This is a genomic window from Marinibaculum pumilum (assembly GCF_042646425.1).
In the GTDB taxonomy this organism is placed as follows: Bacteria; Pseudomonadota; Alphaproteobacteria; order Ferrovibrionales; family Ferrovibrionaceae; genus Marinibaculum; species Marinibaculum pumilum.
In genome coordinates this window covers 178,682-203,847 of sequence record NZ_JBHRTR010000036.1, presented here as the reverse complement: position 1 = coordinate 203,847, position 25,166 = coordinate 178,682, and the positions used below count along the sequence as shown (strand labels likewise).

The 25,166-nt window shown below is 67.6% G+C and carries 23 protein-coding genes; 12 read left to right on the top strand and 11 right to left on the bottom strand.

Annotated elements, in window-relative coordinates; genetic code table 11:
- Nucleotides 1-702: 702 nt before the first annotated feature.
- On the top strand, nt 703-2,727 hold the full coding sequence (locus ACFOGJ_RS23315; RefSeq protein ID WP_379905141.1) for a HAMP domain-containing methyl-accepting chemotaxis protein: 2,025 nt from the start codon (nt 703-705) through the stop codon (nt 2,725-2,727).
- Between the two features lie 92 nt (nt 2,728-2,819).
- Nucleotides 2,820-3,353: a PAS domain-containing protein gene (locus ACFOGJ_RS23310; RefSeq protein WP_379905139.1), complete on the top strand. Its 534-nt coding sequence runs from the start codon at nt 2,820-2,822 to the stop codon at nt 3,351-3,353.
- 401 nt (nt 3,354-3,754) lie between these two features.
- On the opposite strand, the gene ACFOGJ_RS23305 is transcribed toward ACFOGJ_RS23310, so the two are convergent.
- The 5 genes from ACFOGJ_RS23305 to ACFOGJ_RS23285 form a co-directional block, all read right to left on the bottom strand.
- On the bottom strand, nt 3,755-4,057 hold the full coding sequence (locus ACFOGJ_RS23305) for a hypothetical protein (protein WP_379905137.1): 303 nt from the start codon (nt 4,055-4,057) through the stop codon (nt 3,755-3,757).
- 413 nt (nt 4,058-4,470) lie between these two features.
- Nucleotides 4,471-5,079: a hypothetical protein gene (locus ACFOGJ_RS23300; RefSeq protein ID WP_379905135.1), complete on the bottom strand. Its 609-nt coding sequence runs from the start codon at nt 5,077-5,079 to the stop codon at nt 4,471-4,473.
- A complete protein-coding gene (locus ACFOGJ_RS23295) occupies nt 5,072-6,580 on the bottom strand; it encodes a sensor histidine kinase (RefSeq protein WP_379905133.1) in 1,509 nt (502 codons plus the stop codon). Before ACFOGJ_RS23295 ends, ACFOGJ_RS23300 begins: the two co-directional genes overlap by 8 nt.
- The gene (locus ACFOGJ_RS23290) at nt 6,580-7,119 is read right to left on the bottom strand and encodes a hypothetical protein (RefSeq protein WP_379905131.1); all 540 of its coding nucleotides are present in this window, start codon (nt 7,117-7,119) and stop codon (nt 6,580-6,582) included. The genes ACFOGJ_RS23295 and ACFOGJ_RS23290 overlap by 1 nt, the downstream gene beginning before the upstream one ends.
- 168 nt (nt 7,120-7,287) lie before the next feature.
- A complete protein-coding gene (locus ACFOGJ_RS23285) occupies nt 7,288-7,893 on the bottom strand; it encodes a transposase (RefSeq protein ID WP_379905129.1) in 606 nt (201 codons plus the stop codon).
- Nucleotides 7,894-8,408: 515 nt separating this feature from the next.
- Here ACFOGJ_RS23285 and ACFOGJ_RS23280 point away from each other — a divergent pair.
- Together ACFOGJ_RS23280 and ACFOGJ_RS23275 are read left to right on the top strand one after the other, a co-directional pair.
- Complete coding sequence (locus tag ACFOGJ_RS23280) at nt 8,409-9,137, top strand: Crp/Fnr family transcriptional regulator (protein WP_379905127.1); 729 nt, start codon at nt 8,409-8,411, stop codon at nt 9,135-9,137.
- A gap of 112 nt (nt 9,138-9,249) precedes the next feature.
- Nucleotides 9,250-10,344 carry a PAS domain-containing protein gene (locus ACFOGJ_RS23275; RefSeq protein WP_379905125.1) on the top strand — a complete coding sequence of 365 codons (1,095 nt, stop codon included), beginning with the start codon at nt 9,250-9,252 and terminating at the stop codon, nt 10,342-10,344.
- A gap of 42 nt (nt 10,345-10,386) precedes the next feature.
- Here ACFOGJ_RS23275 and ACFOGJ_RS23270 read toward each other — a convergent pair whose 3' ends face one another.
- Together ACFOGJ_RS23270 and ACFOGJ_RS23265 are read right to left on the bottom strand one after the other, a co-directional pair.
- Nucleotides 10,387-10,644, bottom strand: a complete 258-nt coding sequence (locus tag ACFOGJ_RS23270) for a hypothetical protein (protein ID WP_379905123.1) — start codon at nt 10,642-10,644, stop codon at nt 10,387-10,389.
- A gap of 122 nt (nt 10,645-10,766) precedes the next feature.
- Complete coding sequence (locus ACFOGJ_RS23265) at nt 10,767-12,524, bottom strand: thiamine pyrophosphate-requiring protein (RefSeq protein WP_379905121.1); 1,758 nt, start codon at nt 12,522-12,524, stop codon at nt 10,767-10,769.
- Nucleotides 12,525-12,701: 177 nt separating this feature from the next.
- On the opposite strand from ACFOGJ_RS23265, the gene ACFOGJ_RS23260 reads away from it, so the two are divergent.
- The 7 genes from ACFOGJ_RS23260 to ACFOGJ_RS23230 all read left to right on the top strand — a co-directional run bounded on the left by ACFOGJ_RS23260 (nt 12,702) and on the right by ACFOGJ_RS23230 (nt 19,456).
- A complete protein-coding gene (locus ACFOGJ_RS23260) occupies nt 12,702-13,820 on the top strand; it encodes a TRAP transporter substrate-binding protein (RefSeq protein ID WP_379905119.1) in 1,119 nt (372 codons plus the stop codon).
- A gap of 251 nt (nt 13,821-14,071) precedes the next feature.
- Nucleotides 14,072-14,608, top strand: a complete 537-nt coding sequence (locus ACFOGJ_RS23255) for a TRAP transporter small permease (protein ID WP_379905117.1) — start codon at nt 14,072-14,074, stop codon at nt 14,606-14,608.
- A 34-nt stretch (nt 14,609-14,642) separates the two neighbouring features.
- Nucleotides 14,643-15,965: a TRAP transporter large permease gene (locus ACFOGJ_RS23250; protein WP_379905115.1), complete on the top strand. Its 1,323-nt coding sequence runs from the start codon at nt 14,643-14,645 to the stop codon at nt 15,963-15,965.
- A 13-nt stretch (nt 15,966-15,978) separates the two neighbouring features.
- Nucleotides 15,979-16,752 (top strand): IclR family transcriptional regulator, encoded by a 774-nt coding sequence (locus ACFOGJ_RS23245; protein ID WP_379905113.1) that lies wholly within the window; start codon nt 15,979-15,981, stop codon nt 16,750-16,752.
- 133 nt (nt 16,753-16,885) lie between these two features.
- A complete protein-coding gene (locus ACFOGJ_RS23240) occupies nt 16,886-17,410 on the top strand; it encodes a PAS domain-containing protein (protein WP_379905111.1) in 525 nt (174 codons plus the stop codon).
- Complete coding sequence (locus tag ACFOGJ_RS23235) at nt 17,385-18,686, top strand: methyl-accepting chemotaxis protein (protein WP_379905109.1); 1,302 nt, start codon at nt 17,385-17,387, stop codon at nt 18,684-18,686. The genes ACFOGJ_RS23240 and ACFOGJ_RS23235 overlap by 26 nt, the downstream gene beginning before the upstream one ends.
- Nucleotides 18,687-18,859: 173 nt before the next feature.
- Nucleotides 18,860-19,456, top strand: a complete 597-nt coding sequence (locus ACFOGJ_RS23230; RefSeq protein ID WP_379905107.1) for a GDSL-type esterase/lipase family protein — start codon at nt 18,860-18,862, stop codon at nt 19,454-19,456.
- 42 nt (nt 19,457-19,498) lie between these two features.
- On the opposite strand, the gene ACFOGJ_RS23225 is transcribed toward ACFOGJ_RS23230, so the two are convergent.
- The 4 genes from ACFOGJ_RS23225 to ACFOGJ_RS23210 form a co-directional block, all read right to left on the bottom strand.
- Complete coding sequence (locus ACFOGJ_RS23225) at nt 19,499-21,349, bottom strand: SulP family inorganic anion transporter (protein ID WP_379905105.1); 1,851 nt, start codon at nt 21,347-21,349, stop codon at nt 19,499-19,501.
- Nucleotides 21,350-21,437: 88 nt separating this feature from the next.
- On the bottom strand, nt 21,438-22,328 hold the full coding sequence (locus tag ACFOGJ_RS23220) for an MBL fold metallo-hydrolase (RefSeq protein WP_379905103.1): 891 nt from the start codon (nt 22,326-22,328) through the stop codon (nt 21,438-21,440).
- The gene (locus ACFOGJ_RS23215) at nt 22,325-22,963 is read right to left on the bottom strand and encodes a rhodanese-like domain-containing protein (protein ID WP_379905101.1); all 639 of its coding nucleotides are present in this window, start codon (nt 22,961-22,963) and stop codon (nt 22,325-22,327) included. Before ACFOGJ_RS23215 ends, ACFOGJ_RS23220 begins: the two co-directional genes overlap by 4 nt.
- 5 nt (nt 22,964-22,968) lie before the next feature.
- A complete protein-coding gene (locus tag ACFOGJ_RS23210; protein WP_379905099.1) occupies nt 22,969-23,304 on the bottom strand; it encodes an ArsR/SmtB family transcription factor in 336 nt (111 codons plus the stop codon).
- A 222-nt stretch (nt 23,305-23,526) separates the two neighbouring features.
- Here ACFOGJ_RS23210 and ACFOGJ_RS23205 point away from each other — a divergent pair, with 222 nt between their 5' ends.
- The gene (locus ACFOGJ_RS23205) at nt 23,527-25,158 is read left to right on the top strand and encodes a TolC family protein (protein WP_379905097.1); all 1,632 of its coding nucleotides are present in this window, start codon (nt 23,527-23,529) and stop codon (nt 25,156-25,158) included.
- The last annotated feature ends 8 nt before the right edge of the window (nt 25,159-25,166 follow it).

Below are 25,166 nucleotides of genomic sequence, written 5' to 3'. Positions count from 1 at the left end.
AGCTGTTGGGTGTGGGAAACCGATACGGTAACGCCTCGCCCGTCGCGCCTGCATAGGATCTTGACCCGAGAACCCATTCCGCATGCCGTTCAGATGCCCCACGGCTGGCGGAATGGATCCCGGATCAAGTCCGGGATGACCATCGTGGTCGGGTGACCGCTTCCACCTGAGCTGGGAACGCTCTAGAGCAACCGGACCGGATTCAGCGTCCGCTCTCGCCCGAGACTCATACGTTTCCGGTTCGGTAAATGAATACCTTCAGGTGCCGGGAGGCGGCTATGAGATCTCCCGGAATTGGCTTGCCGGCGGGGTCGCAGGATCTCTCAGAAGCGACTTTCGGAGGTGGGATCTTGATCGGTATCTGGCGGTCGTCGGTGACCGCTGATTGGAGATACAACGAAGCGGTTTTGGTGCCGACGACGCCGGACCCAATCCGAACCGAGGCGGCGAGACAGCCTACGAGGGGTCGCAAGAATTTATAAAACGAGCGCCTATAGTATTCATATCGGACATAACGATATTCATTCTCAAAAATATCACTGATGACGAGCAGTCGTTCAAATATCCGCCGAAAGTATAGGTGTTGCATTTTTTAACCATTATTAGGCGGTTCGCCTCCTACCCTTTCTTCCAGTCGCCTCCCTCTGCAGCGGGGTTCGCGGTGCAGAGGGAGGCAGGGCGGAGGCGGAAAGGCCCAGCATCATGTTGATTTCAAGACTCACGGCCTCAATGGCCATTCGAACCAGAATCCTTGCGGGGTTCGGTGTCATCCTCGTCATTCTGGCGGTCGTGGCGGTGTCGGCCTATCTCGGCCTGGAACGCACGGCCCATGAGTTCGACGACTACGGACACGCAGTTGAGATCGCCGCCGATGCGGCTGACATCGAGACCGATGTGGCGCGGTTCCGGCACAACATGGAAGCTTATCTGCGGAGCGGCCGCGAGCAGGATGCCGACGCGGCACTGGCCGTCGAGAAGAAGCTTGGCGAGGATGTGGCCCGCGGCGAGGCGCTGGCCGCGACCGCAGAGGAAAAGGCCGAGTTTGCACGACTGCGCGAAGTCAGCGCCAAAATGGCGGGCGACTTTCACCGGCTGCTGGAGCTGGAGAGGCAACGCCAGACGTTGACCGAGTCAGAGCTGGAGAAGACCGGACCCGCCATCGATGCCGCTGCGGAACGGCTGATCGAAAGGGCGGCAGCGCTGGGCGATGGCCAGGCATTGCTTCTGGCCAACACGGCGCTGGCACTGGCTCTGAGGGCCCGGCTGCATGCCAACCTGGTTCTGGTGCGATCGGAGAGCAGCACCTTTGAGAGCGCCGACACCGCTTTCGGGAGGTTGGAGGACGTGCTGCGGCAGCTCCGGGCCGGCGCCGGCGGCGACCGAGAGCTCGCGGCGGAACTGGATCGGGTCGCGGCCGATGCGGCTGCCTATCGGAAGGCCTTCGCTGAGGGCTACCGTCTCGACCTCGAGATCCGCAACCTGGTCGACGGGACCATTACCGTCGAGGGGAACCAGATCGACAAAGAGGCCGAAGCGATCCGGGCGGGAGCCATTGCCCAGGAAAGGGCCATCAAGGCAGAGACGCACGGCACCATCGCGCAGGCGGAGTTGCTGGCTCTGCTCATGGGACTGGGTGGTATTGTTCTGGGCGCTGTTCTGGCCTGGACGATCGGCGGCGGGATCGCTCGCCCGATCGTCGCCATGACGGCCGTGATGCGTCGTCTTGCCGAAGGGGATCGGGAGGTGGCGGTGCCCGCCCAGCAGCGTCGCGACGAGATTGGAGCGATGGCCGAGGCGGTCCAGGTTTTCAAGGACAACGCGATCGAGATGGAGCGCCTGGCGGCGGAGCAGCGTCTCGAAGAGGAGCGCAAGGCCACCCGACAGCAGGCGATCGACGCCAGCATCGCGGCTTTCCAGGAGAAGGTTAGCGGCATTCTCGGTACCTTGAGCTCGGCATCCACCGAGATGCAGCACACGGCCGAGAGCATGTCCGCCACGGCCGAGGAAACGGCCCGGCAGTCGAATGCTGCGGCTGCCTCGGCGGAAGAGGCGTCCGCCGGGGTGCAGACCGTTGCCAGCGCCTCGGAGGAACTCGCGGCCTCCGTCCATGAGATCGGCCGCCAGGTCGAGGAATCCAACCGGGTTGCCGGCGAGGCGGTAGACCAGGTGCAGCAGACGCACGGCACCGTGCAGGGCCTTGCGGAAGCAGCGCGGCGGATCGGCGATGTCGTCCAGTTGATCAACGACATCGCCAGCCAGACCAACCTCCTGGCGCTGAATGCCACGATCGAGGCGGCACGGGCGGGCGAGGCCGGCAAGGGCTTCGCCGTGGTGGCATCGGAGGTGAAGAGCCTCGCCAACCAGACCGCCAAGGCCACCGAGGACATCGCCGCCCAGATCACCGGCATCCAGCAGGCGACCGGCGGGGCGGTCGATGCGATCGAGGGTATCGGCAGCGTGATCTCGAAGGTGTCCGAGATCGCGGCCGCGATCGCCGGCGCGGTCGAAGAGCAGGCCGCGGCCACGCAGGAGATCGCTCAGAACGTGCAGCAGACGGCGGCCGGGACATCCGAGGTGAGTGCCAACGTCGCAGGGCTCTCCCAGGCTGCCAACGATACGGGTGCCGCCTCAGCGCAGGTATTGTCGACGGCAGGCGATCTGGCGCGCCAGGCAACGGTCCTGCGCGACGAAGTCGATAGCTTCCTGTCCTCGGTCAGGGCGGCCTGAGTCTTATGCTGAGAGGGGCCGGGCCGACGGACGAATCCCGGCCTGGTCCCTTTGCGCACTTCGATCCCTATTCCGTGGTGGTGGACAAGAGAATGCTGCGCAGGTTCCAGATGCCGAAGGAGCGCCTTGGCTCAGACATGTGGGGCCATTGGGAACGCCCACTCTTCCGACCTGACGGCTGGCCACAGGTGCCCACCGATCCGCGCCTGCTCGCTTTGTATTGCTACTGGGGAGATGCCGCGGGGCCCGGAGAGCTGCAGCAGCGCACCGATGTCTTTCCCGTGCGTCTGACTTCTGTGCTGCCGCATGTCTACGTCCTCGACGTGGTTGGGGCGACGTTCCGCTTCAGGCTGCGAGGCAGCGAGATCGACCGGCGTCTGGGGCATCACCGCACAGGCCTGACCTTCGAGGAGTGCGGCTACGGCGACAGCCTCGACAAGGTGAAGCGGGAATACGCAAACGTCGTCAGGCAGCGCCGACCGGTCACGACGGCCGGGATGGTCTACTGGGGCAGCGAGTTCAACGCCCTGCGCTACGAGAACATACGCTTGCCTGTCTTCGATGCTGCTGGGGCAGTCGTTCATCTGCTCTGCGCCATGGTGTTTCACGAGGAACCGTCGACCTGAACGGGGCGAGATGCGCAATACAGGGGATTGACTCCGACGGTTCGAACGCTCGCGCCCGAGCGGCGATATCGGCAACTAGCGGATCCAATGAACGAGGGATACAGCGAGCGAGCAGCGCACAGCGCCGGATTCGGGGTTTGTTCCCACCCGGACCTTACACGTTTTCAAGACGGTAAAATAGCACCGCGATACTGCGGGAATCGGTAACGGGATCTCCCGGAACGCCTTCTCCGACGGGATTCTGGACACTCTCAGAAGCTCGTTTCGAGATACTTCCATGCGGGGCGGATCATCACCTTCTGCTCGGAACGCGTCGTTCGCCTCGTGTCAGATCAGCAGCGAGAAGCTTCCCAGTTCGGCCGCCATGGTTATCAGGGGCCCTGCCGCGTGAGGATGTCGAGTTACTCCTCAGGGCTACAGGGAGGATTCTTCAGCCGCGCACGGACCTTCTGGATGGCAGAGCAGAACAATCCCGACGCCAGGCTCAGCTGATTGGTCAAGAGCTCGTCCGGGTGAATGGCCTCGATGCCGAATGGTGCAATGGCATCGGTCGGAAAATCCCTGAGGGTCTGCGCGAAAAAGGCGTCGCACCGGTCCGTGATGGCGGCTGCCAGCACGTCGCGGTCGTTGGGATCGGGTAGGGCAAGGGAAGGCACCAGAGCCTGGTGTTGGGTGACCAGGCACTCCCATACGTTCCGGTCCATCAGCGACCTTGTGCGCTCCAACTGGACTCGATCGCGGTGCGGCTCCTGGCGGAGCAGTCATTCATCCATTCCCGGTGTATGTCGTCGCTTCAGCAGGTCGCGCATTGGGGCAGGTCAGAGCATATTGGCGCCGAGCAGGACCGTGTAGCGGCTCACCGCTCTTCGTAGCCCATGCCGTTCGCCTGGGCTTCTGCCGCGAGCCGGTCCAGCACGGCCGCGCGCCACGGGCCGAAACCCGCAAGAGGGAGTAAGCGTTCGTCGCTTTCCGGCCTCCCCCTTATGTTTACGGACCCTGGGTTGATCGCATTGGGTCGCCGGCGGGGCTGTGGCGAACCTCTTCCTCCCGGCGCAAGCCGGATCCGCTCATCGCGAGAGCGCTGCCGCTGACCCGGGGGACGGGAGCGTCTGGCAATCTAGGGAATGGCGCAGACTCGCTTCTCGATGAACCTGAGGGAATAGCAGTCGAACAATTGCATCGTATCGGCTTTCTGTTCGACGGCCTGGGCCTGCTGATCGCGTTTGACATGGTAGTTGGAGCAACCGAAGACATAATCAGCACCATCCGGATCTCGCGCCAAAGGCGCGTAGATCCTTTCTGCGAACACATGCTGCTTCCCGGCACACCTGTTGATGCAATGGATCATGCATGGGCGGTCAATGGCCAGCGAGAGGCGATCTTGCACAGCGACATGGCCGCCGTCCGGAATGATGTCCCGCAGATATCGGCCACGGGTCGGTGCTCTCCAGAAATTCCGGACGGTCTCGCCTGTCAGAACGCAGAAGAACTCTCCATCCATATCTCGTGAATACAACCAGCATGATGACATGAACGGCATAATGATTCTGGGATGCAGCTCTTTGCGCGCCGGAAGTTCGCCGGCTGCGCGCTCAAGGAGCGTTTCCCAGGCAAAGACGAAGGCCTTGATCGCTTCCGACTGCACTTCCGCGCGCAGGGCTGAGATGGGACCGGTCGGCAGTGCATCGGCTCTTGGAGGTTGAGCCACCATATCCCGGTCACCCATCCGTTTTGCCCGCCAAACGGCTCCACGTTGCGGAAACCGCCCAGGGCCTGCCTGAAGGAGTTGCGTCCACGCTTCCTTCGGGCGACGACACTTCCGCCATCGCGACGCCTGCAACAGATACCAGTCTAGCGGCCGGCAGGTGGATCGTGACTGTTGTGCCCGCGCCGATGCGGGAATGAATCTCGATCGTGCCGTCATGCAACTCGGTCAGGGTGCGCGCGATGGTCAGCCCAAGACCTGCACCGCCGTGATCGCAGGTTCGTGTGTAGCTGTCGGAGGTGGACCGGTTGAACGGTTCGAAGATGTCCTCCAGCTGTCTCTCGCTTAGACCCGGCCCCTGGTCCGCAACCGCCAGGGTCAAGCCGCGGGCATCGCAGAGTTTCGCAGTAAGCGAGATCGTATCGCCGGCATGGGAATACTTGATACTGTTGCTCAGCAGATTGAGAACAATCTGACGAATTTTCGTTTCGTCGCCATAGAGAAGCGGCAGATCGGGCTCACATTCAATGACGATCTGCATGTTTCGCTGCACGGCCTGAACGCGCGTCATATCGCTGCATGCCTGCAGAACGGCATCGACACGCAAGAGTGTCTCGTCAAGCATCATGGCGCCCGCTTCGACAAGAGCGAGGTCAAGTATCTCGTCCACCAGCTTGTGCAGATGCTTGGCTGAACTGTGGATGTCGGTCACGTATTCCAGCGACCTTTTGTCGAGCGGGGCGAAGAAGCCACCTATCAGCACCTCGGAAAATCCGATGATCGCGTTCAATGGCGTTCTCAGCTCGTGACTCACATTTGCCAGGAAATGGCTTTTGCTGTCGCTGGCACCCTGTTCGGCGATCAGCGCCTCGCGCAGCCTGGCCTCAGTTCGCTTCCGCTGCCTCACTTCCGCTTCCGAACGACGGATCTCGCGCTGTAGCAGCCACAGGAGCAACGCGGCAGCGACGACGAACATGCCAATGGCCAGGATCAGCTCATTCTCGGGATCACCCAGCACGCTGGTGCGATAGGGCTTGGCCCAGCGATCCCTGGCCAAGTGGTCGAGAACCAGCGCACGGATGTCGCGTTCGATCGGATTTAGAAGCCCCGACAGATGTTGGAGATCATGCGGCTGTGCCCCGGCCATCGCGATCACCTCCGGTTCGAGGGCACGAACAGCCGCGAAGATCGTGGCGACCTCCCTGCCGAACATCGCGACAGACCGCAGCGGTGCCGACTCGTCTCCAGCGAGCAATGCCGGAAAGCGGCTCCACAGGATCTCATAGCGCTGCAGGAGGTCGTTATGGCTGACCGTCGGATCACCGAGGACATGCCGTGCAGCAGCGCCACGAAAGCGATGGAACTCGACCTCTATCTGGCCGAGCAGCCATCGCGAGTCCGACACCTCCTGCGCGGTCTGGACATTCAGCATCGTCAGCCGGTAGGCGGAATAGCCAACGCTGGCGGCCAGAATCAGGGCGAGCGCCGCCAGAACTGGAATTGCGGCACGCCGATACGGCATCAGCGCACCTCGAGGGTGCGCAGCTGCCAGATCCAACGGTCACGGATGGTCTTTGTGTCGAGCTCGGGATGTTGGTCGCGCGGATAGGTGATCCATATCGGGCCCTTGTCGCGGACCCGCATGAAGCGCCCGTCCTGCTTCAAGGCGAACAGCACGCCGTATGCTTCGAAGTCGGAAAGGGGGATCTCGACGGAATAGTCGTTCAACGCCACCGCCCTGGCCGTTTTGCCCCCGGCCCCAGCGGCCGCCAGTACATCACGGGCCAACGGACCCTCGAATGCTACGGCCCTGTCGTGCCAGTGGGTGCGCGTGGTCAACTTGCGCATGCCCAGACTTTCCAGCATGGACCTGTCGAAGTCGGCCCGGCCGGGTGCGTTGGTACAGGCGATGTCGCCGGTCAGCGTCAGGATCACCGGACCTGCAGGTTTGGACAGATTGCACGCACTTTCCGCGCGCAACGGTTGACCTGCGCAGAGAAGCAGAACGCCGGCAACGACCGGCAGCCGGCAAAGAACTTTGTGGGACAGGCGCACATCCACTCCATGTCGGGTCGTGGGGGACACTTCCGGTTGGGCTGCTCCCGGCAGTCGTTTCAGGTCGAGGCTGCCGACGATTCATTGCGATCATGTAAACATCGGCGGTGAGCGTCCGGTGCATCCCCACCTGTTCCGGCGCCTGGGAGGCCCGCTACATTGGTATCGCCGGATCTATGAGGCGACCTTTGCGATCCAGGGGCAGTCGCAAAGGGACTTGAGGCGGCCTGGGTCGGCGGTGCTCATGGCGATCCAAGCCAGGCAGCAGGCGTCGATGACGGCCTCGGTGTCGGGGAAGATGCGCAGCGACAAGAAGCGTTTACGCAGAGGCAGCCAGACGCGCTCGACCGGGTTGAACTCAGGGCTTTTCGGCGGCAGGGCCACGAGGCTGAGGTTGTCGGGCAGATGCAGGGCGCGGGCGTGGCGCCAGCCGGCAATGTCGAGCACCAGGACGGCATGGACGTCGTCCGGCAGGCCCGCGGCGAAGCGGGTCAGGAAGAGTTCCATGAGCCCGGCGTTGACGCCAGGCGGGACGAGCGTGAAGTCGTCGCCGGTGGCCGGCCGGACCGCTGAGTAGATGTAGGCCCACTGGTTGCCGCGGTCGCACATTCCCGGGGCACGCTCCCCCTGAGCCACCAGCGATGACAGACCCGGCCCTTGTTGCCGACCCGCGCCTCGTCTTGGAAGCACAGCTCGAGCCGCTTGCCCAGGTGCGCCTCGGCGACGGTCCTCAGCGCCGCGCGCAGCCCCCTTTTCTGCAGTGCGGCTGCGCTTTGGCATCGCTGCGCGGATGCACGGGTCGGGCCTTCTGACGTGCCGGGCGGCTCAGTTCCTTGAGTCCCCGGGGTTAGATCGACTCGAGATAAGGAAGGCACTCGATCAAATAGGGCGTGCCGACAGCAACGCCCGCTCACTTGGGGGCGGACGTGGCCCTATGTGTGCCAGGTGATTGCTGTCTCAGCAAATAGGGGCAGATGTGGTTGTGTCCGGGCTTTCCGAGAAGCGAGGATTTTTCGGAGATCCGACGCTAATGCCCATGCCGGGAATCTTCCGCGCCGCAGCGTCTCTTGAAACTGCCTCCCGAAAGTCAGCCTCCGGAAAGCCAGGCAGGAGACGGGTTTTCGGAGATCGCTGATAGGATGCGGCGCGCGATGGCGGTGCAGGCTGCATGGCGGGGCTGGCATGGCCTCGTCCCGCGAACGCCGAGCCTCGTTCGGCAAGGCGCCCGGAGGTCCAGGTGGGCGAGCAGCGCACCCCGACTGAACCCGACGTCGCCCCGCGGTGTTTCCCCGGGCATGGCTCAGGAAACCAGCAACCGGGTGCTGTGTGCCCTGCCGGCGGAGGCCCGCCGCGACGTCCTCGCTGCCTGCGAGCGGGTGGAACTGGAAGGCCGCACGATCCTGGACCGCAGCGGCGAGACGCCGGCCGAGGTCCATTTCCCGGAGACCGCGGTGATCTCGACGATCGCCACCTACCGCGACGGGTCGAGCATCGAGATGGCCAATATCGGGCGGGAGGCCTGCACCGGCATCGGGCTGGTGCTGGGGCATCCGCGGCAGCTCAACACCAACGAGGTGCAGATCGGCGGCCGGGCCCTGGCGATGCCGGTGGCGGCCCTGGTCGACGTCGAGGAGGCCCTGCCGGCGTTCCGGACGGCTCTGTTCTCGACCGTGCAGGCCCTGTTCTACCAGGTCATGGTCTCCGGTGCCTGCAACGGCGCCCATACGGCACGGCAGCGGCTGGCGCGGTGGCTGCTGACCATGCGCGACCGGAACGACTGGGAGACGATGGCCCTGACCCATGACTTCCTGGCGGAAATGCTGGGTGTGCGGCGGGCGACCGTCACCGGGGCGGCGCGCGAGCTGCAGGCGCAGGGCCTGATCTCCTACGGGCGCGGACAGGTGCGGATCTCCGACCCGGCGGGGCTGCGCCAGGTGAGCTGCGAATGCTACGACCTGGTGCGGACCGCCTATGACGAGCTGCTACCCGCGAGAGGCGGCTCCACGCCGCGAAACACCGCGTGAAACAGCGCTCTGTACGATACCGTACCGACAATCCCTGCGTGCAGGCCTAGAAACGGTTCCAGCAATAAGGGTCTGCATCGCATGGCCCGGCATGGTGCGGCGGAATGCGCGGATGACGAGTGTGGAACAGGCGCCGGACGAGGCGTCGATGCAATCGGCGATCAGGCATTCGCCACTGCCGATGATCGTCACCGACCCGCGTCTGGCGGACAACCCGATCACCTATGTGAACCGGGCCTTCGAGACCCTGACCCTGTACAGCCGCGCGTTCGCGTTGGGCCGGAACTGTCGCTTCCTGCAGGGGCCCGGCACCGACCCCGGCGATATCGAACGCATCCGCGAGGGACTCCGGTCCGGCAGGGCGTTCCAGGTCACCCTGACCAATCACCGGGCCGACGGATCGCCCTTCCGCAACCAGCTGCTGATCGCGCCGGTCCATTCGGCGGAGGGCGACCTGACCGCGTATTTCGGCGTGCAGCGCCTCGCGGACGAAAAGGAGGATGGCGGCGATCCGGCGTCCGGCGAGGGGGAACTGGCGCTGCTGCGCGAACTGCAGCACCGGGTGAAGAACCATCTCGCCATGGTGGTCAGCATGATCCGGGTCCAGGCCCGGCGGGAGGTCACGCCGGATTCGCTGAAGGCGATCAGCCGCCGGATCGAGGCGCTGGCGCTGCTCTATGACGAGCTGATCGGCGCCGGCGACAGCGGCACGAAGGATATCGCCGCGGGGGCCTATCTGAGCCGCATCGCATCCGTTATCTCCAGCATCGAGACGCGGCCCGCGATCCGTGTGAACGTGGAATGCGATGACATCACCTTGTCACTCGACCATGCCGCACGTCTCGGCCTGCTGCTGTCGGAGTTCCTGACCAACGCGCTGCAGCATGCCTTCAAGGGCCGCGACGCAGGCTATGTGGAGGTGCGCTTCTACAGAGTGAGCGGCGGCGGCATCCGGCTGTCGGTCGAGGATGACGGCATCGGCCTGCCGGGGGGAAGCGATTGGCCCGCAGGTTCTCCGAGCATCGAGACCCAGCGCGACCGGGCCGAGAACGATGCCGGCGCCCTCGATACCGGCGGCCATGGCGGCGAGGCCGGGGTCGGCGGCAGCATCGTCGCGGCACTGTCCGGCTCGCTCGGTGCCACGTTGAATGTCGCCTCGGCGGGACGCGGCACGATCATCACCGTGGATTTCTCGCCGGAGGGATGACGGCCAGGGGGATGACGGCCGGGGCGGAGCGCGAAGCCCCGCTCAGACGTTCGGGAAGGGATTGCGGCGCTCGCCGCGCCAGACGGCCGCCATCCGCCGGATCGCGCTCTCGATGTCGGCATTCTCGTAGCGGCTGTTCATCTCCCCGATCGAGAAATGCTTCTGCCGCGCGGCGATGCCGAAGACGTGCCACAGCTGCTTGGTATTGTCCGGCACTGTGGAGGGCGGGACGCTGTTCTTCTTGAGGACTTCGAGCATGCCGGCCTCGATGGCGCGGTAATGGTCCTGCGAGAGAGGCATGTCGGACCTCCTTGTCGTTTCGTGGCGGGTGCCGGCCGTCCTGCAGCCGGTGCGGTCCGACACTCTGCAGGCGGAGGAGTTACCTTTCCGTAACCGCTTCGCCTGCAGTCGCGCCCTCGAGGTCAACCGCCGACGATCACCTCCACCAGCGCCAGGCCCTTGCGCGCCTCGACATGGGCGATGGCCGCGGCAAGCACCCCGGGCAGCGCGTCGCCATTGTCGACCCGCTCCGCCCAGCCACGGCTGGCGCGGGCGACCTGGGTGAAGTCGGGGGTGGGGGCGAGCGCGGTCAGCGGCATGCGGTTCGCCTTCGCGGCATGACCGTCGGGATAGATGTCCAGCACCGAGCGGCGCACCGCGCCCCATTCGGCATTGTTCAGGATCACCACCAGGAGGGAGAGGTCGAGCGCCTCGGCGATCTGGTGGCAGGCGACCGGGTTGGCGAAGATATAGGAGCCGTCGCCCATGGTGGCGGCGACGATGCGGCCGGGGCGGTCGGTCCTGCCGTCGCGGTCGGCGAGCGCCATGCCCATGGCGCAGGGGAAGGACCAGCCCAGCCCGCCGGCATGCGGCTCCTGGTACCAGGAATCATGCGCTTCCAGTTTCATGCCGGGCAGCGGCGCGCCGAGTTCCGACAGCACGGTGGCGGGCTTGCCCGCCAGCGCCTCCGACAGGCAGCGGCTGACCCAGAGCTTTCCCATCGGCCTGCCGCCGGCGGCGCCGTTCGCGGCCGCCGCCGCCCGGTCGGCGGCGGCGCGGGCGGCGGCGCAGCGATCGGCGACATCCCGCCGGCGTGCGGCGATCCGCTTCGCCGCGGCCTTCTTCCGTTTCGCCATCGCGGCGGCCAGGGCGGCGATGGTCTCCCCGCTCTCGCCGCGCAGCGCCAGGTCGGTGCGGAAGTTGCGCACCGGGGTGCGGGCGAAGATCGGGTCCGGACCGAGATGGACGATCCGGCAGTCCGGCCGGGGACGGTGCTGGTCCGGCCACCAGGGCGCCAGCGCGTCGACCACAAGGATCGCATCGGCCTCCGCCATCCAGGGGCCGGGATCGACGCCGGCCGCCATCTCGTGCGTGGTGGGGACCGCCAGCTTCAGCGCCCAGTACTGCACCACCGGGATCGCCCAGTCGGCGGCGAGCGCCGACAGCGCGGCGAAGCCCGCCGCGCCGCCGGCACCGCGCTGCGCCACGATCAGCGGCCGTTTCGCGGCCGCCAGGATCTCTGCCGCTGCTGCCAGGTCGTCGGGATGCGCCGCCTCCCGCGGCACCGCGATGGCGGGCGGCGCGTCCAGCCCCGCGGTGGGGCAGGGCTCGCACAGCACCTCCCGCGGCAGGCTGAGATAGACCGGCCCGCGCGGCTGCGTCATCGCGACGGCCAGCGCCCGGTCCAGCACCTCCGCCACCTGTTCCGGGAAGCGCAGTTCGTAGTCCCACTTCACCGCCTCGCGCACCAGGGCGGTCTGGTCGCGCATCTCCTGTCCCCAGCCGATCGGCACCGTGCGGGCGCCCAGCCGGCCCTGCTCCGTCACCGGCGTGCGGCCGGAGAACAGTAGCACCGGCACCTGGTCCACCGCCGCGTTCAGCGCGCCGATCGCGCAATTGGCCAGGCCGACATTGGTATGGCCCATCACCGCCTGCGGCCGCCCGGTCGCCAGGTAGTAGCCATGCGCCATACCCATCGCGGCATGTTCGTGCGGCATCACCAGCGCCTGCGGCAGCGGCACGTCGGCGGCGGCAGCCTCCGCCAGGCCCTCGATGATCGGCGGGAAGTCGGTGCCGGAATTGGCGAAGATCACGTCCACCCCCAGCGCTTTCAGCCGTGCCAGCAGGGCGCCGCCCGCTGTCATGGTGGCGCCCTCGGACGCATCGATCCTCCTGTCCATGGCCCTTCCCCCGGCGGTCGCAATCATTGCTATATTTGAAATTCAGTTCTCAACAGTAGATTGACAATGGCCCTGCGCAAGGTCAACCTTTCCGCACCGTGCCGGGATCCTCCGGCCACGGGGACAGACAGAAACGGTGTCGAAACGACACATTGTCGAAACGACGGGGAGGAAGGGATGCGCAACCGCATCGGAGAGCGCGGCCACGCTCGCGGCCGGGGCATCGGCCTCAAGAGCGTGGGCCTCAAGAACCTGGGCCTGGCGGCGATCGGCGCCGGCCTGCTGCTCGCGGCCGCCCATAGCCCGGCCAGTGCCGAAGCCGAGTACAAGCTGAAGCTGCACCATTTCCTCGGCCCCAAGGCGCCGGCCCATACCCAGATGCTGGAGCCCTGGGCACAGCGGATCGAGGCGGCGTCGAACGGCCGGGTGGAGATCGAGATCTTCCCCGCCATGTCGCTGGGCGGCAAGCCGCCGGAGCTGATCCGCCAGGTGCGCGACGGCGTGGTCGACATGGTCTGGACCGTGAACGGCTATACCTCTGGCCTGTTCCCGCGGGCGGAGGTGTTCGAACTGCCCTTCATCCATACCAACGACCCGGCCGCCACCAACCTGGCGATGCGGGAGATGTACGAGGCGGACCTGGCGCAGGACTTCAAAGGCGTGAAGCCGCTGTTCCTGCATGTCCATGCCGGGCAGGCGATCCACATGGTCGACGAGCCGGTGACCAAGCCCGCCGAGCTTGAGGGCAAGAAGATGCGGATCCCGACCCGCACCGGCGCCTGGGTGATCGAGGCGCTGGGCGCCAACCCGGTCGGCATGCCGGTGCCGGAACTGCCGCAGGCCCTGTCGAAGAAGGTGGTCGACGGCGCCCTGATCCCGTGGGAGATCATTCCGCCGCTGAAGCTGCAGGACCTGACCGACTTCCAGATCGAGGGCAAGGACAAGACCCGCTTCGGCACCACCACCTTCCAGGTCTCGATGAACCAGGACAGGTGGGACAGCCTGCCGCCGGACATCCAGCAGGTCTTCCTGGACGCGTCCGACGAGGCCTGGCTGCGGGAAGTGGGCGAGATCTGGCGCAAGGCCGACGATCACGGCATCGAGCTCGCGCAGAAGGCCGGCAACACCTACATCGTCCTCGACGAGGGCCAGACGGCGGCCTTCAAGGCGAAGCTGGAGCCGGTGGTGCAGCGCTGGATCGCCGAGGTCGCCGAAAAGGGGATCGACGGCCAGGCCATGGTCGACAAGGCCCGCGCCGCCATCGCGAAGCATTCCGGGATGGCGAAGTCGAACTGACGGCCGGCCGTCCGGGGCGGGCGCGGCTGCCCGCCCCGGAGGCAATTGTCGCGAGAGACAGGCAAACACCTGAAACGTCGTTCTCGGGCTTGACCCGAGAACCCATTCCGCAGGCCGCGACGCGCTTCGGGGCTTGCGGAATGAATCCCGGCTCAAGGCCGGGATGACGACCGGTGATAGGCTGGGACGGATCCGGCCGTCCGACCGCTCCTGCAGGGGATCGGCACGGCCGCGCATTCCCTGGAACTGTCATGGCAACAGCAGGCACCACATCCCCCTATCGCCGCATCGCGGCCGGCATCGCCCGGGTCGTGGAGCTCTGGGCCCTGGCCGGCGGCGGGCTGCTGCTGGCGGTGGTGCTGGTCACCGCCTGGTCGATGACCGGCAACATCCTGTTCGACCAGCCGGTCACCGGCGATTTCGAGATCGTCGAAGTCTGCGTCGCCGTCGCCGTCTTCGCCTTCCTGCCCTACTGCCAGCTGACCGGGGCGAACGTTTCCGCCGACATCTTTACCCAGGGCGCCGGGCCGCGCTGGATCGCCGCCTTCGCGGTGCTCGCCTCCCTGGTCGCCCTGGGCTTCGCGGCGCTGCTGTTCTGGCGCATGGCGCTGGGGATGCAGGACTACCGGGAGTACGAGGAACTGACCATGGTCTACCAGTTCCCGATCTGGATTGCCTTCGTGCCAATCCTGGTCTCGCTCGCCCTGCTGGTGCTCAGCGCTGCGGTGACCCTGGTCGATGCCTGCATGGGCCGGCCGCATCGCACCATGCAGGGCGGCGGCGAATGACGGTGGGGGCGGCGGCCGTGCCGGGGCGGCGCTGATGGAAGACAATCTGCTGATCGGCCTGGCGGGGCTGGCGGCGCTGATCGCCCTGATCGCGATCCGCATGCCGATCGCCTATTCGATGGTCCTGGTGGGCGGGGTCGGAATCGCCGTGCTGTCGGGGCCGGCGATCCTGCTGTCGCAGCTGAAGACCCTGGCCTATGGCCAGTTCTCGATCTACGACCTCAGCGTCGTGCCGATGTTCGTGCTGATGGGCTATGTCGCCACCCGGGCGGGCCTGTCGCGCGACCTGTTCCGGGCCGCCAATGCCTGGCTGGGCTGGATGCGCGGCGGCGTGGCGATGTCGGCGATCGCCGCCTGTGCCGGCTTCGGCGCGGTCTGCGGCTCCTCGCTGGCGACCGCCTCCACCATGGGCCAGGTGGCGCTGCCGGAGCTGCGGCGCTACCGCTACGGGCCCTCGCTGGCGACCGGCACCCTGGCCGCCGGCGGCGTGCTGGGGATCCTGATCCCGCCGTCTGTGGTGCTGGTGATCTACGCCATCATCGTGGAGGCGAACATCGTCACGATGTTCATCGCCGCCTTCGTGCCCGGTCTGATCGCGGTGGTCCTGTTCCTGCTGACAATCGCCATCTATGTGCGGGTCGTGCCGAATGCCGGACCGCCGGGCGACGCGGTGCGCCGGCAGGAGCTGTGGGACGCCACGATCAACGTACTCCCGGTGGTGGTGATCTTCGGCCTGGTGATCGGCGGCATCTATTTCGGCTTCTTCAACCCCACCCCGGCGGCGGCCGTCGGCGTCTTCCTGGTCACCGTCTACGGCATCGCCCGCGGTGTGGTGAAGCTGGCCGACATGCGCTACGCCCTGCTGGAGACGGCGAAGACCAGCGGCATGATCTATCTGATCCTGCTGGGCGCGGAGCTCTTGAAGATCTTCATGTCGCGCGGCGGCGTGCCCCAGGCGGCGGCGGAGATGATGGTACAGAGCGGCCTGTCGCCCTACGCGATCCTGGTGATCCTGCTGGTGGCCCTGATCCTGCTGGGCTGCCTGATGGACAGCCTGTCGATGATCCTGCTGGCGATCCCGTTCTTCTGGCCGGTGATCGCGGAGCTGGATTTCGGCCTGGGGCCGGAGGAGACCAAGGTCTGGTTCGGCATCCTGGCGCTGATCGTGGTGGAACTGGGGCTGATCACCCCGCCGGTGGGCATGAACGTCTTCGTCATCAACGCGCTGGCCCGCGACGTGCCGATGTCGGCCACCTTCCGCGGCGTGCTGCCGTTCTTCGGCGCGGAACTGATCCGGGTGGCGCTGCTGGTCGCCTTCCCGGCGATCACCCTGTTCCTGCCCCGGCTGCTGTCCTAGCCGCGCCTCGGCCATGGCCACCCAGGTCAACAATTCCGTCGTCAAGGCGTTCGCGATCCTGGACCTGTTCTCGGAAAGCCGGACGGAAATCAACGCCGCGCTGGTCAGCCGCGAGCTGGGGCTGAACGCGGTCACCGCCCACCGCTTCCTGCGCACCCTGGAACAGGTCGGCGCGCTGGTCGCCGTCTCCAAGGGGGTCTACCGGCTGGGCTTCGCCCTGGTCGACCTGGCCGACCGGGTGATCCACCATGCCGAGTTGGGCCGCGCTTTGCTGCCGGTGCTCGAGGGGATCACCGCCGATATGCGGGAGGCCAGCATGGCGACGGCCTTCGAAGCGGACATGGTGGTCTGCATCGCACGGGTCGTCTCCGGCCGCTCCCTGTCGGTGGACATCCGGGTCGGCACCCAGCTCGACGCCTATTGCACCGCCCATGGCAAGCTCTGGCTGTCGGAGCTGGGCGAGCCCGCCCTGCGGCGCTACCTGGAGGTGATGCCGCTCGCCCGGCTTGCCCCACATACCATCGTCGACCGCGACCGCCTGCTGGCGGAACTCGACCTGGTGCGCCGGCAGGGCCATGCCGTCAATGACGGCGAGCGGGAGGAGGGAATCCGCGCCGTCGCCGTCCCGGTGCGGACCCGGCAGGGACGCATGGTCGCAGGCCTGTCCCTGTTCGGCCCGGCGTTCCGGCTGACCGATCCGGTGATGGCGGCGGGCCTGGAACGGCTGCGTGCCGCAGCGGTGGAGGCCGGGCAGCTGCTCCAGGGGCCGGCCGCAACGTCCGCGTGACGGGCCGGCGGATCAATCTTTGTTAAGGTTTTATTCAACTCTCGGTCGATAATTTCGCGCGGGCTCCCGGTACGGGAGCCCGCGGGTGCCGGAATGGCCGGGGGCCGGGCAGGCAAGGTGCGGGAGATGGCCGATGGCCAGGAAGATTGTCCAGCCGACCGGGCGCGAGGTCTTTTTCGATCGCGACGAGATCATCGTCTCCAAGACCGATACGAAAGGCCGGATCACCTATTGCAATGACGTCTTTCTGCGGATAGCGGGCTATACGGAAGCCGAACTGCTGGGCGAACCGCACAGCATCATCCGTCATCCGGACATGCCGCGCTGCGTCTTCAAGCTGCTGTGGGACGCGATCCAGGCCGGCCACGAGATCTTCGCCTATGTGAAGAACATGACGAAATCGGGCGACCACTACTGGGTGCTGGCCCATGTTACCGCCAGCCTCGACGAAAGCGGCCGGATCGTCGGCTACCACTCCAATCGCAGGGTGCCGGAACGGTCCGCCGTGGAACGCATCGAGCGCCTGTACGCCGACCTGAAGGCGACCGAGGACAAGCCGGCCAACCGCAAGGAGGGGATCGCCGAGGGCGAGAAGATGCTGCTCGGCCTTCTGGCGGGGGAGGGGATTTCCTATGATGCCTTCGTGTTCTCTCTCTAGGGCGCGCGCCGCGGGCGCGGTCGCGATCCTCGCCGCCCTGGCCGCCGCAATCCTCGCCCTGACCGGCCTGCCCTGGATCGCCCTGGCGGCGGCCCTCGCCGCCGCGATCGCATCGGCGGCATCGCTGGTCTTCCTGCAGCGCACCGCGCGCTGGATCCGCCGCGGCGCCGATGTCTGCGAGGCGGTGGCGCGCGGCGATTTCGAGCAGCGGCTGGTCCGCATAGACGAGGGCGGGCAGACCGGCCGCCTGCTGAACGGGCTGAACCGGGTCATCGACGTCAACGACGCCTTCGTGCGCGAGAGCGGGGCGGCGATGGAATACCTGGTCCACGGCAAGTATTTCCGCACCATCCGCCCGGAGGGCCTGCGCGGCCACTACCTGCACAGCGCCAACCGCATCAATGCCGCGATCGGCGCAATGCGGGAAAAGGTGGAGCAGTTCCACGACATCACCGAACGCTTCGAAAGCAACGTGGCCGGGGTTGTGGACTCCTTCACGGCCGCGATCGGACAAATGCGGACCACGGCCGGCAACCTGACCGGCCTGGCGGAGAATACCAAATCCCAGACCACCACGGTCGCGGCGGCAACCGAAGAGGCTTCCGTCAGCGTCCAGACGGTGGCGGCGGCGGCGGAGGAACTCTCCGCCTCCATCGGCGAGATCGAGCGCCAGGTGGCCGAGGCGAGCCGCACGACGGAGACGGCAAGCCAACGCGCCCAGGCCGCCAATGCACTGGTGCAGACCCTCAGCCAGGCGGCGGAGGAGATCGGCAGCGTCATTACCCTGATCCGCGAAATCTCCGAACAGACCAACCTGCTGGCGCTCAACGCGACGATCGAGGCGGCACGCGCGGGCGAGGCGGGCAAGGGCTTCGCCGTGGTCGCCTCGGAGGTGAAGTCCCTGGCCAGCCAGACCGGCCAGGCGACCGACCGGATCCAGCAGCAGGTCGCCGGCATCCGCGCCGCAACCGACGACGCCGTCGCCGCGATCGGCGCGATCGCCGGCTCCATCGAAGAGGTGAGCCGCCTGTCCACCGCCGTCTCGAGCGCTGTCGAACAGCAGACCTCGGCGACGATCGAGATCTCCAAGAACGTCCAGGAGGCGTCGTCCGGCACCAGCGAGGTCGCGCGGAACACCGCCCTGGTGAGCGCTTCGGCGGCGGAAACCGACACTGCCGCGCATGAGGTCCGGACGGCGGCGGAAGACCTGGGGCGGCAGGCCGAGATGCTGCGCGGCGAGGTGGAGCGGTTCATGCAGGCCTGTCGGTCCGCGTGACATGGAAGGGTAGGGCGGTCGACGGGGCCGTCTTGCGAGAGCATGCCGGTCCCGCGGGCCGCGAACGCTATGCACCGGCTCTCGCCGCTCCGTCTGCTGCTGCCGCTGCTGCACGTCGACGGCGTCGCGACGGCCGAGCAGGCCCCGGCGGGCGGCAAGGACGGGGAGGGTCCATGCGGATCTGCTTCTTCGGTGACAGTTTCGTGAACGGGACCGGCGACGACGCCTGCCTCGGCTGGGTCGGCCGGCTCTGTGCGCAGGCGCGAGCGTCCGGCCGCGACCTGACCCTCTACAATCTCGGCATCCGGCGGGATAGCAGCGCAGATATTGCTGCCCGCTGGGCGGCGGAGGCACGGTGCAGGCTGCCGGTTGGGGTGGAGGGGCGGCTTGTCTTTTCCTTCGGTGCCAACGACTGCGCGGATGACGGGGAGGGGAAGCGGCGCCTGCCGGCCTCGGCAAGCCTGGGCCATGCGCGGGCGATCCTCGGGGCTGCGGTCGCGACCGCACCCACCCTGATGGTAGGGCCGCCGCCCGTCGGCACGGAGGAGGCCGATGCGCGCATCGCCGCGCTGTCGGTGCAGCTGGCGGAACTCTGCGGGTCGTTGTCCATTGCCTATCTGCCGGTGATCGGGCCGCTGTCCGACTGCCGGTCTTGGCGGGCGGAAGCCGCTGCCGGCGACGGTGCCCATCCGAACAGCGGCGGCTACGCGGCCCTGGCGGCGCTGGTGGCCGCCTGGCCGGCCTGGCAGGACTGGGTCGGCGAAGACTGAGCCGGTCCCCGGCGCGTTCGTGACGTGGGACCCGGCGGTCCCTCAGTCCTGGCCGGAGCTGCCCGCGCGGCGCGGCATCGCGAGGGCCTCCGCCTCCGCCTCGCTGCAGGCGGCGCTGCCAATCGCCTGGCGCACCGTCTCCGGCGCCAGGGCGCACATCGCCTGGTGCTGGCTGAGGAATACCTGGCCGCTCAGATGGTCGAGGAAATGGCTGCGCCGCAGGCGGTCCATCACCGGCCCCTTCACCTCCGACAGGTGCAGCCGCACGCCGGCGGCGCCGAGCCGCTCGCTCACCGTCTCCAGGCTCTCCAGGGCGCTGGCGTCGATCATGTTCACCGCGCTGCAGATCAGCACCACGTCCCGGACCTCGGGCCGCTCGGCGATCCGTGCGGCCAGCCAGTCCTCCAGGAAGCGGGCATTGGCGAAGTAGAGGCTCTCGTCGACCCGGAACGACAGCACCTTCGGGCTGACCACGACCTCGTGCCGCTTCACATTGCGGAAATGCTCGGTGCCCGGCACCTGGCCCACGATGGCGATATGCGGCCGCAGAGTGCGTCCCAGATGCAGCGCCACGGACAGGGCGACGCCGGTGGCGATGCCCGCCTCCACGCCGACCGCCAGCACCATCAGGATGGTCGCCGCCATCGCCGCGAAGTCAGTCAGCGAATAGCGCCAGGTCCGGGCCAGGGCCTTGAAGTCGATCAGGCTCGACACCGCCACCACGATGGTCGCCGCCAGGGTCGCCCGCGGCAGGTCGTGGAAGGCCGGGGTCAGCAGCAGGGCGGTGGCAGCGATGCCGATCGCGGTCATCGCGCCGGCCAGCGGGGTCGCCGCGCCGGCATCGAAATTGACCGTGGAGCGCGCGAAGCCGCCGGTGACCGGATAGCCGCCGGTCACCGCGGCCGCGACATTGGCGGCGCCCAGGCCGAACAGTTCCTGGTCGGGACGGATGCTCTGCCGCCGCTTGGCGGCCAGGGTCTGCGCGACGGAGACGGATTCAACGAAGCCGACCAGCGCGATCAGCGCCGCATCCGGTAGCAGTTCCAGCACCAGCTCGGCATCCATCGTCGGCCAGGCCAGCGGCGGCAGGCCCTGCGGGATGCTGCCGACGATGCGCACGCTGTCCAGGCTGGCGGGCAGGAAATGCACCGCCAGGATGGTGGCGGCGACGGCCAGCACCGGCGCGGCGCGGGAGACGGTTCCGGCCAGGCTGCGCGACAGGCCCAGCGCGGCCAGTCCGCCGGCCAGCCAGCGGCGCGCGCCCCATAACATGGCCAGCACGGCGGCGCCGACGATGGCGGTTGCTGCGTCGATCGACTGCCAGTGCGCCCAGGCCGACTGGGCCAGTTCCGGCAGGTTGTGGCCCTCCAGCGGGATGCCCAGCAGGTGCTTCAGCTGGCCGGCGGCGATCAGGATGCCGGAGGCGGTGATGAAGCCGGAGATCACGGGATGGCTCAACAGGTTGGCGATGGCGCCCAGCCGCAGCAGGCCGAGGGCGACCAGCAGGCCGCCGGACAAAGCCGCCAGCAGCGCCGCGGCCCCCAGCCGCGCCTCGTCGGTCGGCAGGTCCAGCCGTGACAGGGTGGCGGCGGTCATCAGGGAAAGGACGGCGACCGGGCCCACGGCCAGGGTGCGGCTGGAGCCGAAGACCGCATAGGCCACCAGCGGCAGCATGCTGGCATAGAGGCCGGTGGCGGGCGGCAGGCCCGCCAGCATGGCATAGGCCAGGCTTTGCGGGATCAGCATGATGGTGACGATGACGGCCGCCAGGAAATCGGCGCCGAAGGTGCCGCGGTCGTAGTGCCGCGCCCAGTCCATGAAGGGCAGGAAGCGGGCGAGCGGGGGCAGCGACCGGGCGGAGCCGTCCGGACCAGTGCCGGAAGTCCCGGTCATGGTCAGTCCTTTCGGGTGACGTAATTGCGGCGGCGGTGCGGGCGCGCACCGCGGCGCCCGCACCTGCCGGGGGACCCTTCCGGGTCGGTCAGAACATGTTGATGGGCATCTTCAGGTAGGAGACGCCATTGTCTTCCGGCGGCGGCATCTCGCCGGCGCGCATGTTCACCTGCACAGACGGCAGGATCATGCGCGGCATGTCGAGGGTGGCGTCGCGCTCGGTGCGCATGCGCACGAAGCTCTCCTCGTCGATACCGTCATGGACATGGACGTTCTTCGCCTTCTGCGCGCCGACACTGGTCTCCCAGGCATAGTCGGCCCGGTCCGGCGCCTTGTAGTCGTGGCAGAGGAACATCCGCGTCTCCGGCGGCAGCGCCAGGATCCGCTGCACCGATTTGTACAGGGTGCGGGCATCGCCGCCGGGAAAATCGCAGCGCGCGGTGCCGTAGTCGGGCATGAACAGGGTATCGCCCACGAACAGCGCATCGCCGATCCGGTAGGTCGAGCAGGCCGGCGTATGGCCCGGCGTATGCATCACCTCCGCCTGCAGCCGTCCGATCGCGAACCGCTCGCCGTCGGCGAACAGGCGGTCGAACTGACGACCGTCGGTGGCCACACTGTCATGCAGGTTGAAGACCTTGCGGAAGGTGTGCTGGACGATCGGGACCTGGTTGCCGATGGCGATCTTCCCGCCCAGCTTTCCGCGCAGGTACTGCGCCGCGGACAGATGGTCGGCATGGACATGGGTCTCCAGGATCCAGTCGACCTTCAGCTTCCGCTCGGTCACCGCGGCGACGATCCTGTCGGCGGATGCGGTGCTGGTGCGGCCCGACGCCGGGTCGTAGTCCAGGACCGCGTCCACGATGGCGCAGTCGCGGGTCTGCGGGTCGGCGACGATATAGCTGACGGTGAAGGTCGCCTCGTCGAAGAAGGCGGTGACGTCCGGCTTGACGCCGATCTCGGTTGCGGTGGCATTCATGACACGGCCTCCCGGGTTGCGTGCGTGGCGGGGGACGGGATGGGCGCGACCGGCGCCCGGTTCCAGGGCATGACGGCCAGCATGCGGGCCATGCCGCAGAAGCCGCTGATCCCTGCAAAGGCGAGGCCGGCGCCGACGAAGGCGGCCAGCAGGTAGAGCCAGGGCGATACCAGGAAGCCCAGGGCCACGCCGGCCACCACCAGGCTGCCGGCGGCGATCTGCACCTGCCGCATCAGCGGCAGCGGCGCCTTCCGGTTGACGTTCACCGGCAGGCCCGCATTGCGCCAGGCCTGCAGGCCGCCCTGCAGCAGGTAGACCTCGCCGAAGGCGGTCTGCATCAGCTGCGCGGCGGCGCCGGCGGTGCGGTTGCCGCTGGCGCAGTGGAAGACGCCGATCCGGTCATGCTCGCCGTCGAAATCGCTGGCGTTGAAGCCAGACAGCGGGACATGGCGGGCGCCGGGGATATGCTCGCGGGCATATTCGTCGGCTTCCCGGATGTCGATCAGCACGGCGCGGCCGCTGTCGAGCCAGCCTTTCAGGGTGCGGGGATCGATCTGGCCGGAGGGGCGCTGGCTCTCTGGGCGCTGGCTCCCTGGGCGCTGACTGTCGGTCTGGACGGGGTTCGAAGAAGTCATTTCTGTCACTCGCTCTTGCTGTCGGATGCCGCTTCGTCCGCCTGCGGCCCGGCCGCGGCACCGGGGCCGCAGAAGGTCTGGTACAGGAAGCCCATCATCCGCCCGACTTCCGGACGGCCGAGGCGGTAGCGGATCACCTGACCCTCCCGCCGGGACCGGACCAGGTCGTCGCGGCGCATCAGCGCCAGATGCTGGCTGACCGTGGGTTGCCGCAGGTCGAGGGCTTCGGCCAGCTCGCCGACCGACTTCTCGCCCTCCACAAGCTGGCAAAGCAGCATCAGCCGATGGGGATTGGCCAGGGCGCGCATCAGCTCGCTGACTTCGCCGGCCACCAAGTTCATGTCCTGCACATTCATAAATCGGAATATGCGAATGATCGAATGTTACGTCAAGTCCCCGTCGACGGTTTCGATGGGCCAGTTGCGGCAGGCGCATCCGGACCCCGTTCGGCTGCCGCAAGGACGGAAAATTTTGTTAGGTTGTGGACCTTGGATTCGTTTGCAGAAGGTCATCGCGGCCGCCGACCCGGCGACCGCTCCGCCCACCGGGGTAGCCCAGCGCGCATGACACCGTCACGGGAGCGAACATCGCGGCCGTTCCGCGCAGCGGCACCGCTCTGCCATGCCCTGCTGTTGTCGGCGGCGCTGCTGGCCGCGGCCGGCGGCGCCTCCGCCCTCGCGCAGCCTGCCGACGGCGCGGCGACCCTCGCCCTGCGCCAGCAGGTCACGGAAGCGGTCGACAGCCATGACCGGGTACTGGGCGCGCGGGCGGACCTGGAGGCGGCACAGCAGCTTGCCCGCAGCGCCCTGGGGGGCTGGTATCCGACCCTGGACGTCACCGGGAAGCTCGGCCGGGCCCGGGTCGATGAACCGACCAGCCCGGCGACCACCCTCAATCCCCGGGGGGTGAGCCTGACCATCAGCCAGCTGCTGTGGGATTTCGGCGCCAGCAATGCCGATATCGAGAAGGCGCGGCTGCAGCTTGGCCAGTCCGAGGCCGCGCTGCAGCGTACCCGCCAGTCGGTCCTGGCGGAGGCGCTCAGCGCCCATGTCGCGCTGGTGCGTGCCGCTGACGTGCTGGCCTTCGCCACCCAGTCGGTGGAGAACATCCGCCGCCAGACCGGGCTGGAAGAGGTGCGGATCCAGGTCGGCGCCGGCTACACCACCGACCTGCTGCAGGCCAAGACCCAGCTGGCCGGGGCGGAGGCCCGCCGGGTCGCTGCCATCGGCGCCCTGCAGGAGGCGCGCAACCGCTACCGCGCCGTGTACGGCGAGGCACCGGCAGAGACCGAGGCGCTGACCGGGCTTGGCATCCAGGCGGCCAGCCTGCCGCCGCTTCTGCAGGACGCGATCGACCTCGCCTTCGAAGGCAATCCCCAGGTGCGGGAGGCGGTGCTGCAGGTCGCCGTGGCGCAGCAGGACCGCCGCCGGGTGCGCGCCGACGAACTGTTCCCCACCCTGGAACTGAAGGGGGAAAGCAAGATGGAGGAGGACGTGAACGGCACCGCCGGCTATCGCGGCGAGCAGTCGGTGCGGCTGGAGATGAATTTCGGCCTCAACCTGGGCCTGACCGCCCTGAACGACCTGCGCGCCGCCCAGGCGGATATCGTTTCCTCCAGCCGCGCCCTTGCCGACCTGCGCCGCACCATCGAGGAGGCGGTGCGGAATTCCTGGCAGCGGCTGGACACGGCGGAGCTGCGTTCGCGGCTGCTGTTCGACCAGGCGGAGATCGCCCGCGCCTTTTTGGACGTGGCGGTGCAGGAGCGCGCGCTGGGCCAGCGCTCGCTGATCGACGTGCTGTCGGGCGAGACGGCGCTGATCAACGCCCAGAGCGATGCCGTGTCCGCCGAGGCGGAGGTGGTTCTGGCGGCGGTGGAGCTGCTGGCCGCCACCGGCCAGCTGGATGTCGAGGATGTGGTGGCGCGGGAGCGGCCGGAACGCACCATCCTGCTGGCGCGGGACCCGCCGACCGCGGAGCAGCTCCTGCGCGAAGGCCTGCCCGGCACCGGCGAAACCGCCGCGCAGATCCTCGGGCCGGATGGCGGCGGCCCGCGCGGCGAGGTCGGCATCACCGCCCCGGCGACACCGCCGGTGCCGCTGCCCCGGCCGCGGCCCGGCGTCATCGGCGGCCCGGCGCCGCTGCAGGACGGCGCCGCCCGGCGGAACCCGCTGATCGACTGGGCGCGGCAGGAATAGACGCGGGC

Bases quoted from the DNA above. Each gene is read 5' to 3' on its own strand.
- ACFOGJ_RS23300 (WP_379905135.1), bottom strand. From the start codon at position 5,079: ATGGGTGACCGGGATATGGTGGCTCAACCTCCAAGAGCCGATGCACTG.
- ACFOGJ_RS23225 (WP_379905105.1), bottom strand. From the start codon at position 21,349: ATGACCGGGACTTCCGGCACTGGTCCGGACGGCTCCGCCCGGTCGCTG.
- ACFOGJ_RS23305 (WP_379905137.1), bottom strand. From the start codon at position 4,057: ATGGACCGGAACGTATGGGAGTGCCTGGTCACCCAACACCAGGCTCTG.
- ACFOGJ_RS23310 (WP_379905139.1), top strand. From the start codon at position 2,820: ATGCTGCGCAGGTTCCAGATGCCGAAGGAGCGCCTTGGCTCAGACATG.
- ACFOGJ_RS23235 (WP_379905109.1), top strand. From the start codon at position 17,385: ATGATGCCTTCGTGTTCTCTCTCTAGGGCGCGCGCCGCGGGCGCGGTC.
- ACFOGJ_RS23285 (WP_379905129.1), bottom strand. From the start codon at position 7,893: ATGCCAAAGCGCAGCCGCACTGCAGAAAAGGGGGCTGCGCGCGGCGCT.
- ACFOGJ_RS23220 (WP_379905103.1), bottom strand. From the start codon at position 22,328: ATGAATGCCACCGCAACCGAGATCGGCGTCAAGCCGGACGTCACCGCC.
- ACFOGJ_RS23275 (WP_379905125.1), top strand. From the start codon at position 9,250: ATGACGAGTGTGGAACAGGCGCCGGACGAGGCGTCGATGCAATCGGCG.
- ACFOGJ_RS23245 (WP_379905113.1), top strand. From the start codon at position 15,979: ATGGCCACCCAGGTCAACAATTCCGTCGTCAAGGCGTTCGCGATCCTG.
- ACFOGJ_RS23315 (WP_379905141.1), top strand. From the start codon at position 703: ATGTTGATTTCAAGACTCACGGCCTCAATGGCCATTCGAACCAGAATC.
- ACFOGJ_RS23210 (WP_379905099.1), bottom strand. From the start codon at position 23,304: ATGAACTTGGTGGCCGGCGAAGTCAGCGAGCTGATGCGCGCCCTGGCC.
- ACFOGJ_RS23255 (WP_379905117.1), top strand. From the start codon at position 14,072: ATGGCAACAGCAGGCACCACATCCCCCTATCGCCGCATCGCGGCCGGC.
- ACFOGJ_RS23270 (WP_379905123.1), bottom strand. From the start codon at position 10,644: ATGCCTCTCTCGCAGGACCATTACCGCGCCATCGAGGCCGGCATGCTC.
- ACFOGJ_RS23250 (WP_379905115.1), top strand. From the start codon at position 14,643: ATGGAAGACAATCTGCTGATCGGCCTGGCGGGGCTGGCGGCGCTGATC.
- ACFOGJ_RS23265 (WP_379905121.1), bottom strand. From the start codon at position 12,524: ATGGACAGGAGGATCGATGCGTCCGAGGGCGCCACCATGACAGCGGGC.
- ACFOGJ_RS23205 (WP_379905097.1), top strand. From the start codon at position 23,527: ATGACACCGTCACGGGAGCGAACATCGCGGCCGTTCCGCGCAGCGGCA.
- ACFOGJ_RS23280 (WP_379905127.1), top strand. From the start codon at position 8,409: ATGGCTCAGGAAACCAGCAACCGGGTGCTGTGTGCCCTGCCGGCGGAG.
- ACFOGJ_RS23215 (WP_379905101.1), bottom strand. From the start codon at position 22,963: ATGACTTCTTCGAACCCCGTCCAGACCGACAGTCAGCGCCCAGGGAGC.
- ACFOGJ_RS23295 (WP_379905133.1), bottom strand. From the start codon at position 6,580: ATGCCGTATCGGCGTGCCGCAATTCCAGTTCTGGCGGCGCTCGCCCTG.
- ACFOGJ_RS23230 (WP_379905107.1), top strand. From the start codon at position 18,860: ATGCGGATCTGCTTCTTCGGTGACAGTTTCGTGAACGGGACCGGCGAC.
- ACFOGJ_RS23240 (WP_379905111.1), top strand. From the start codon at position 16,886: ATGGCCAGGAAGATTGTCCAGCCGACCGGGCGCGAGGTCTTTTTCGAT.
- ACFOGJ_RS23260 (WP_379905119.1), top strand. From the start codon at position 12,702: ATGCGCAACCGCATCGGAGAGCGCGGCCACGCTCGCGGCCGGGGCATC.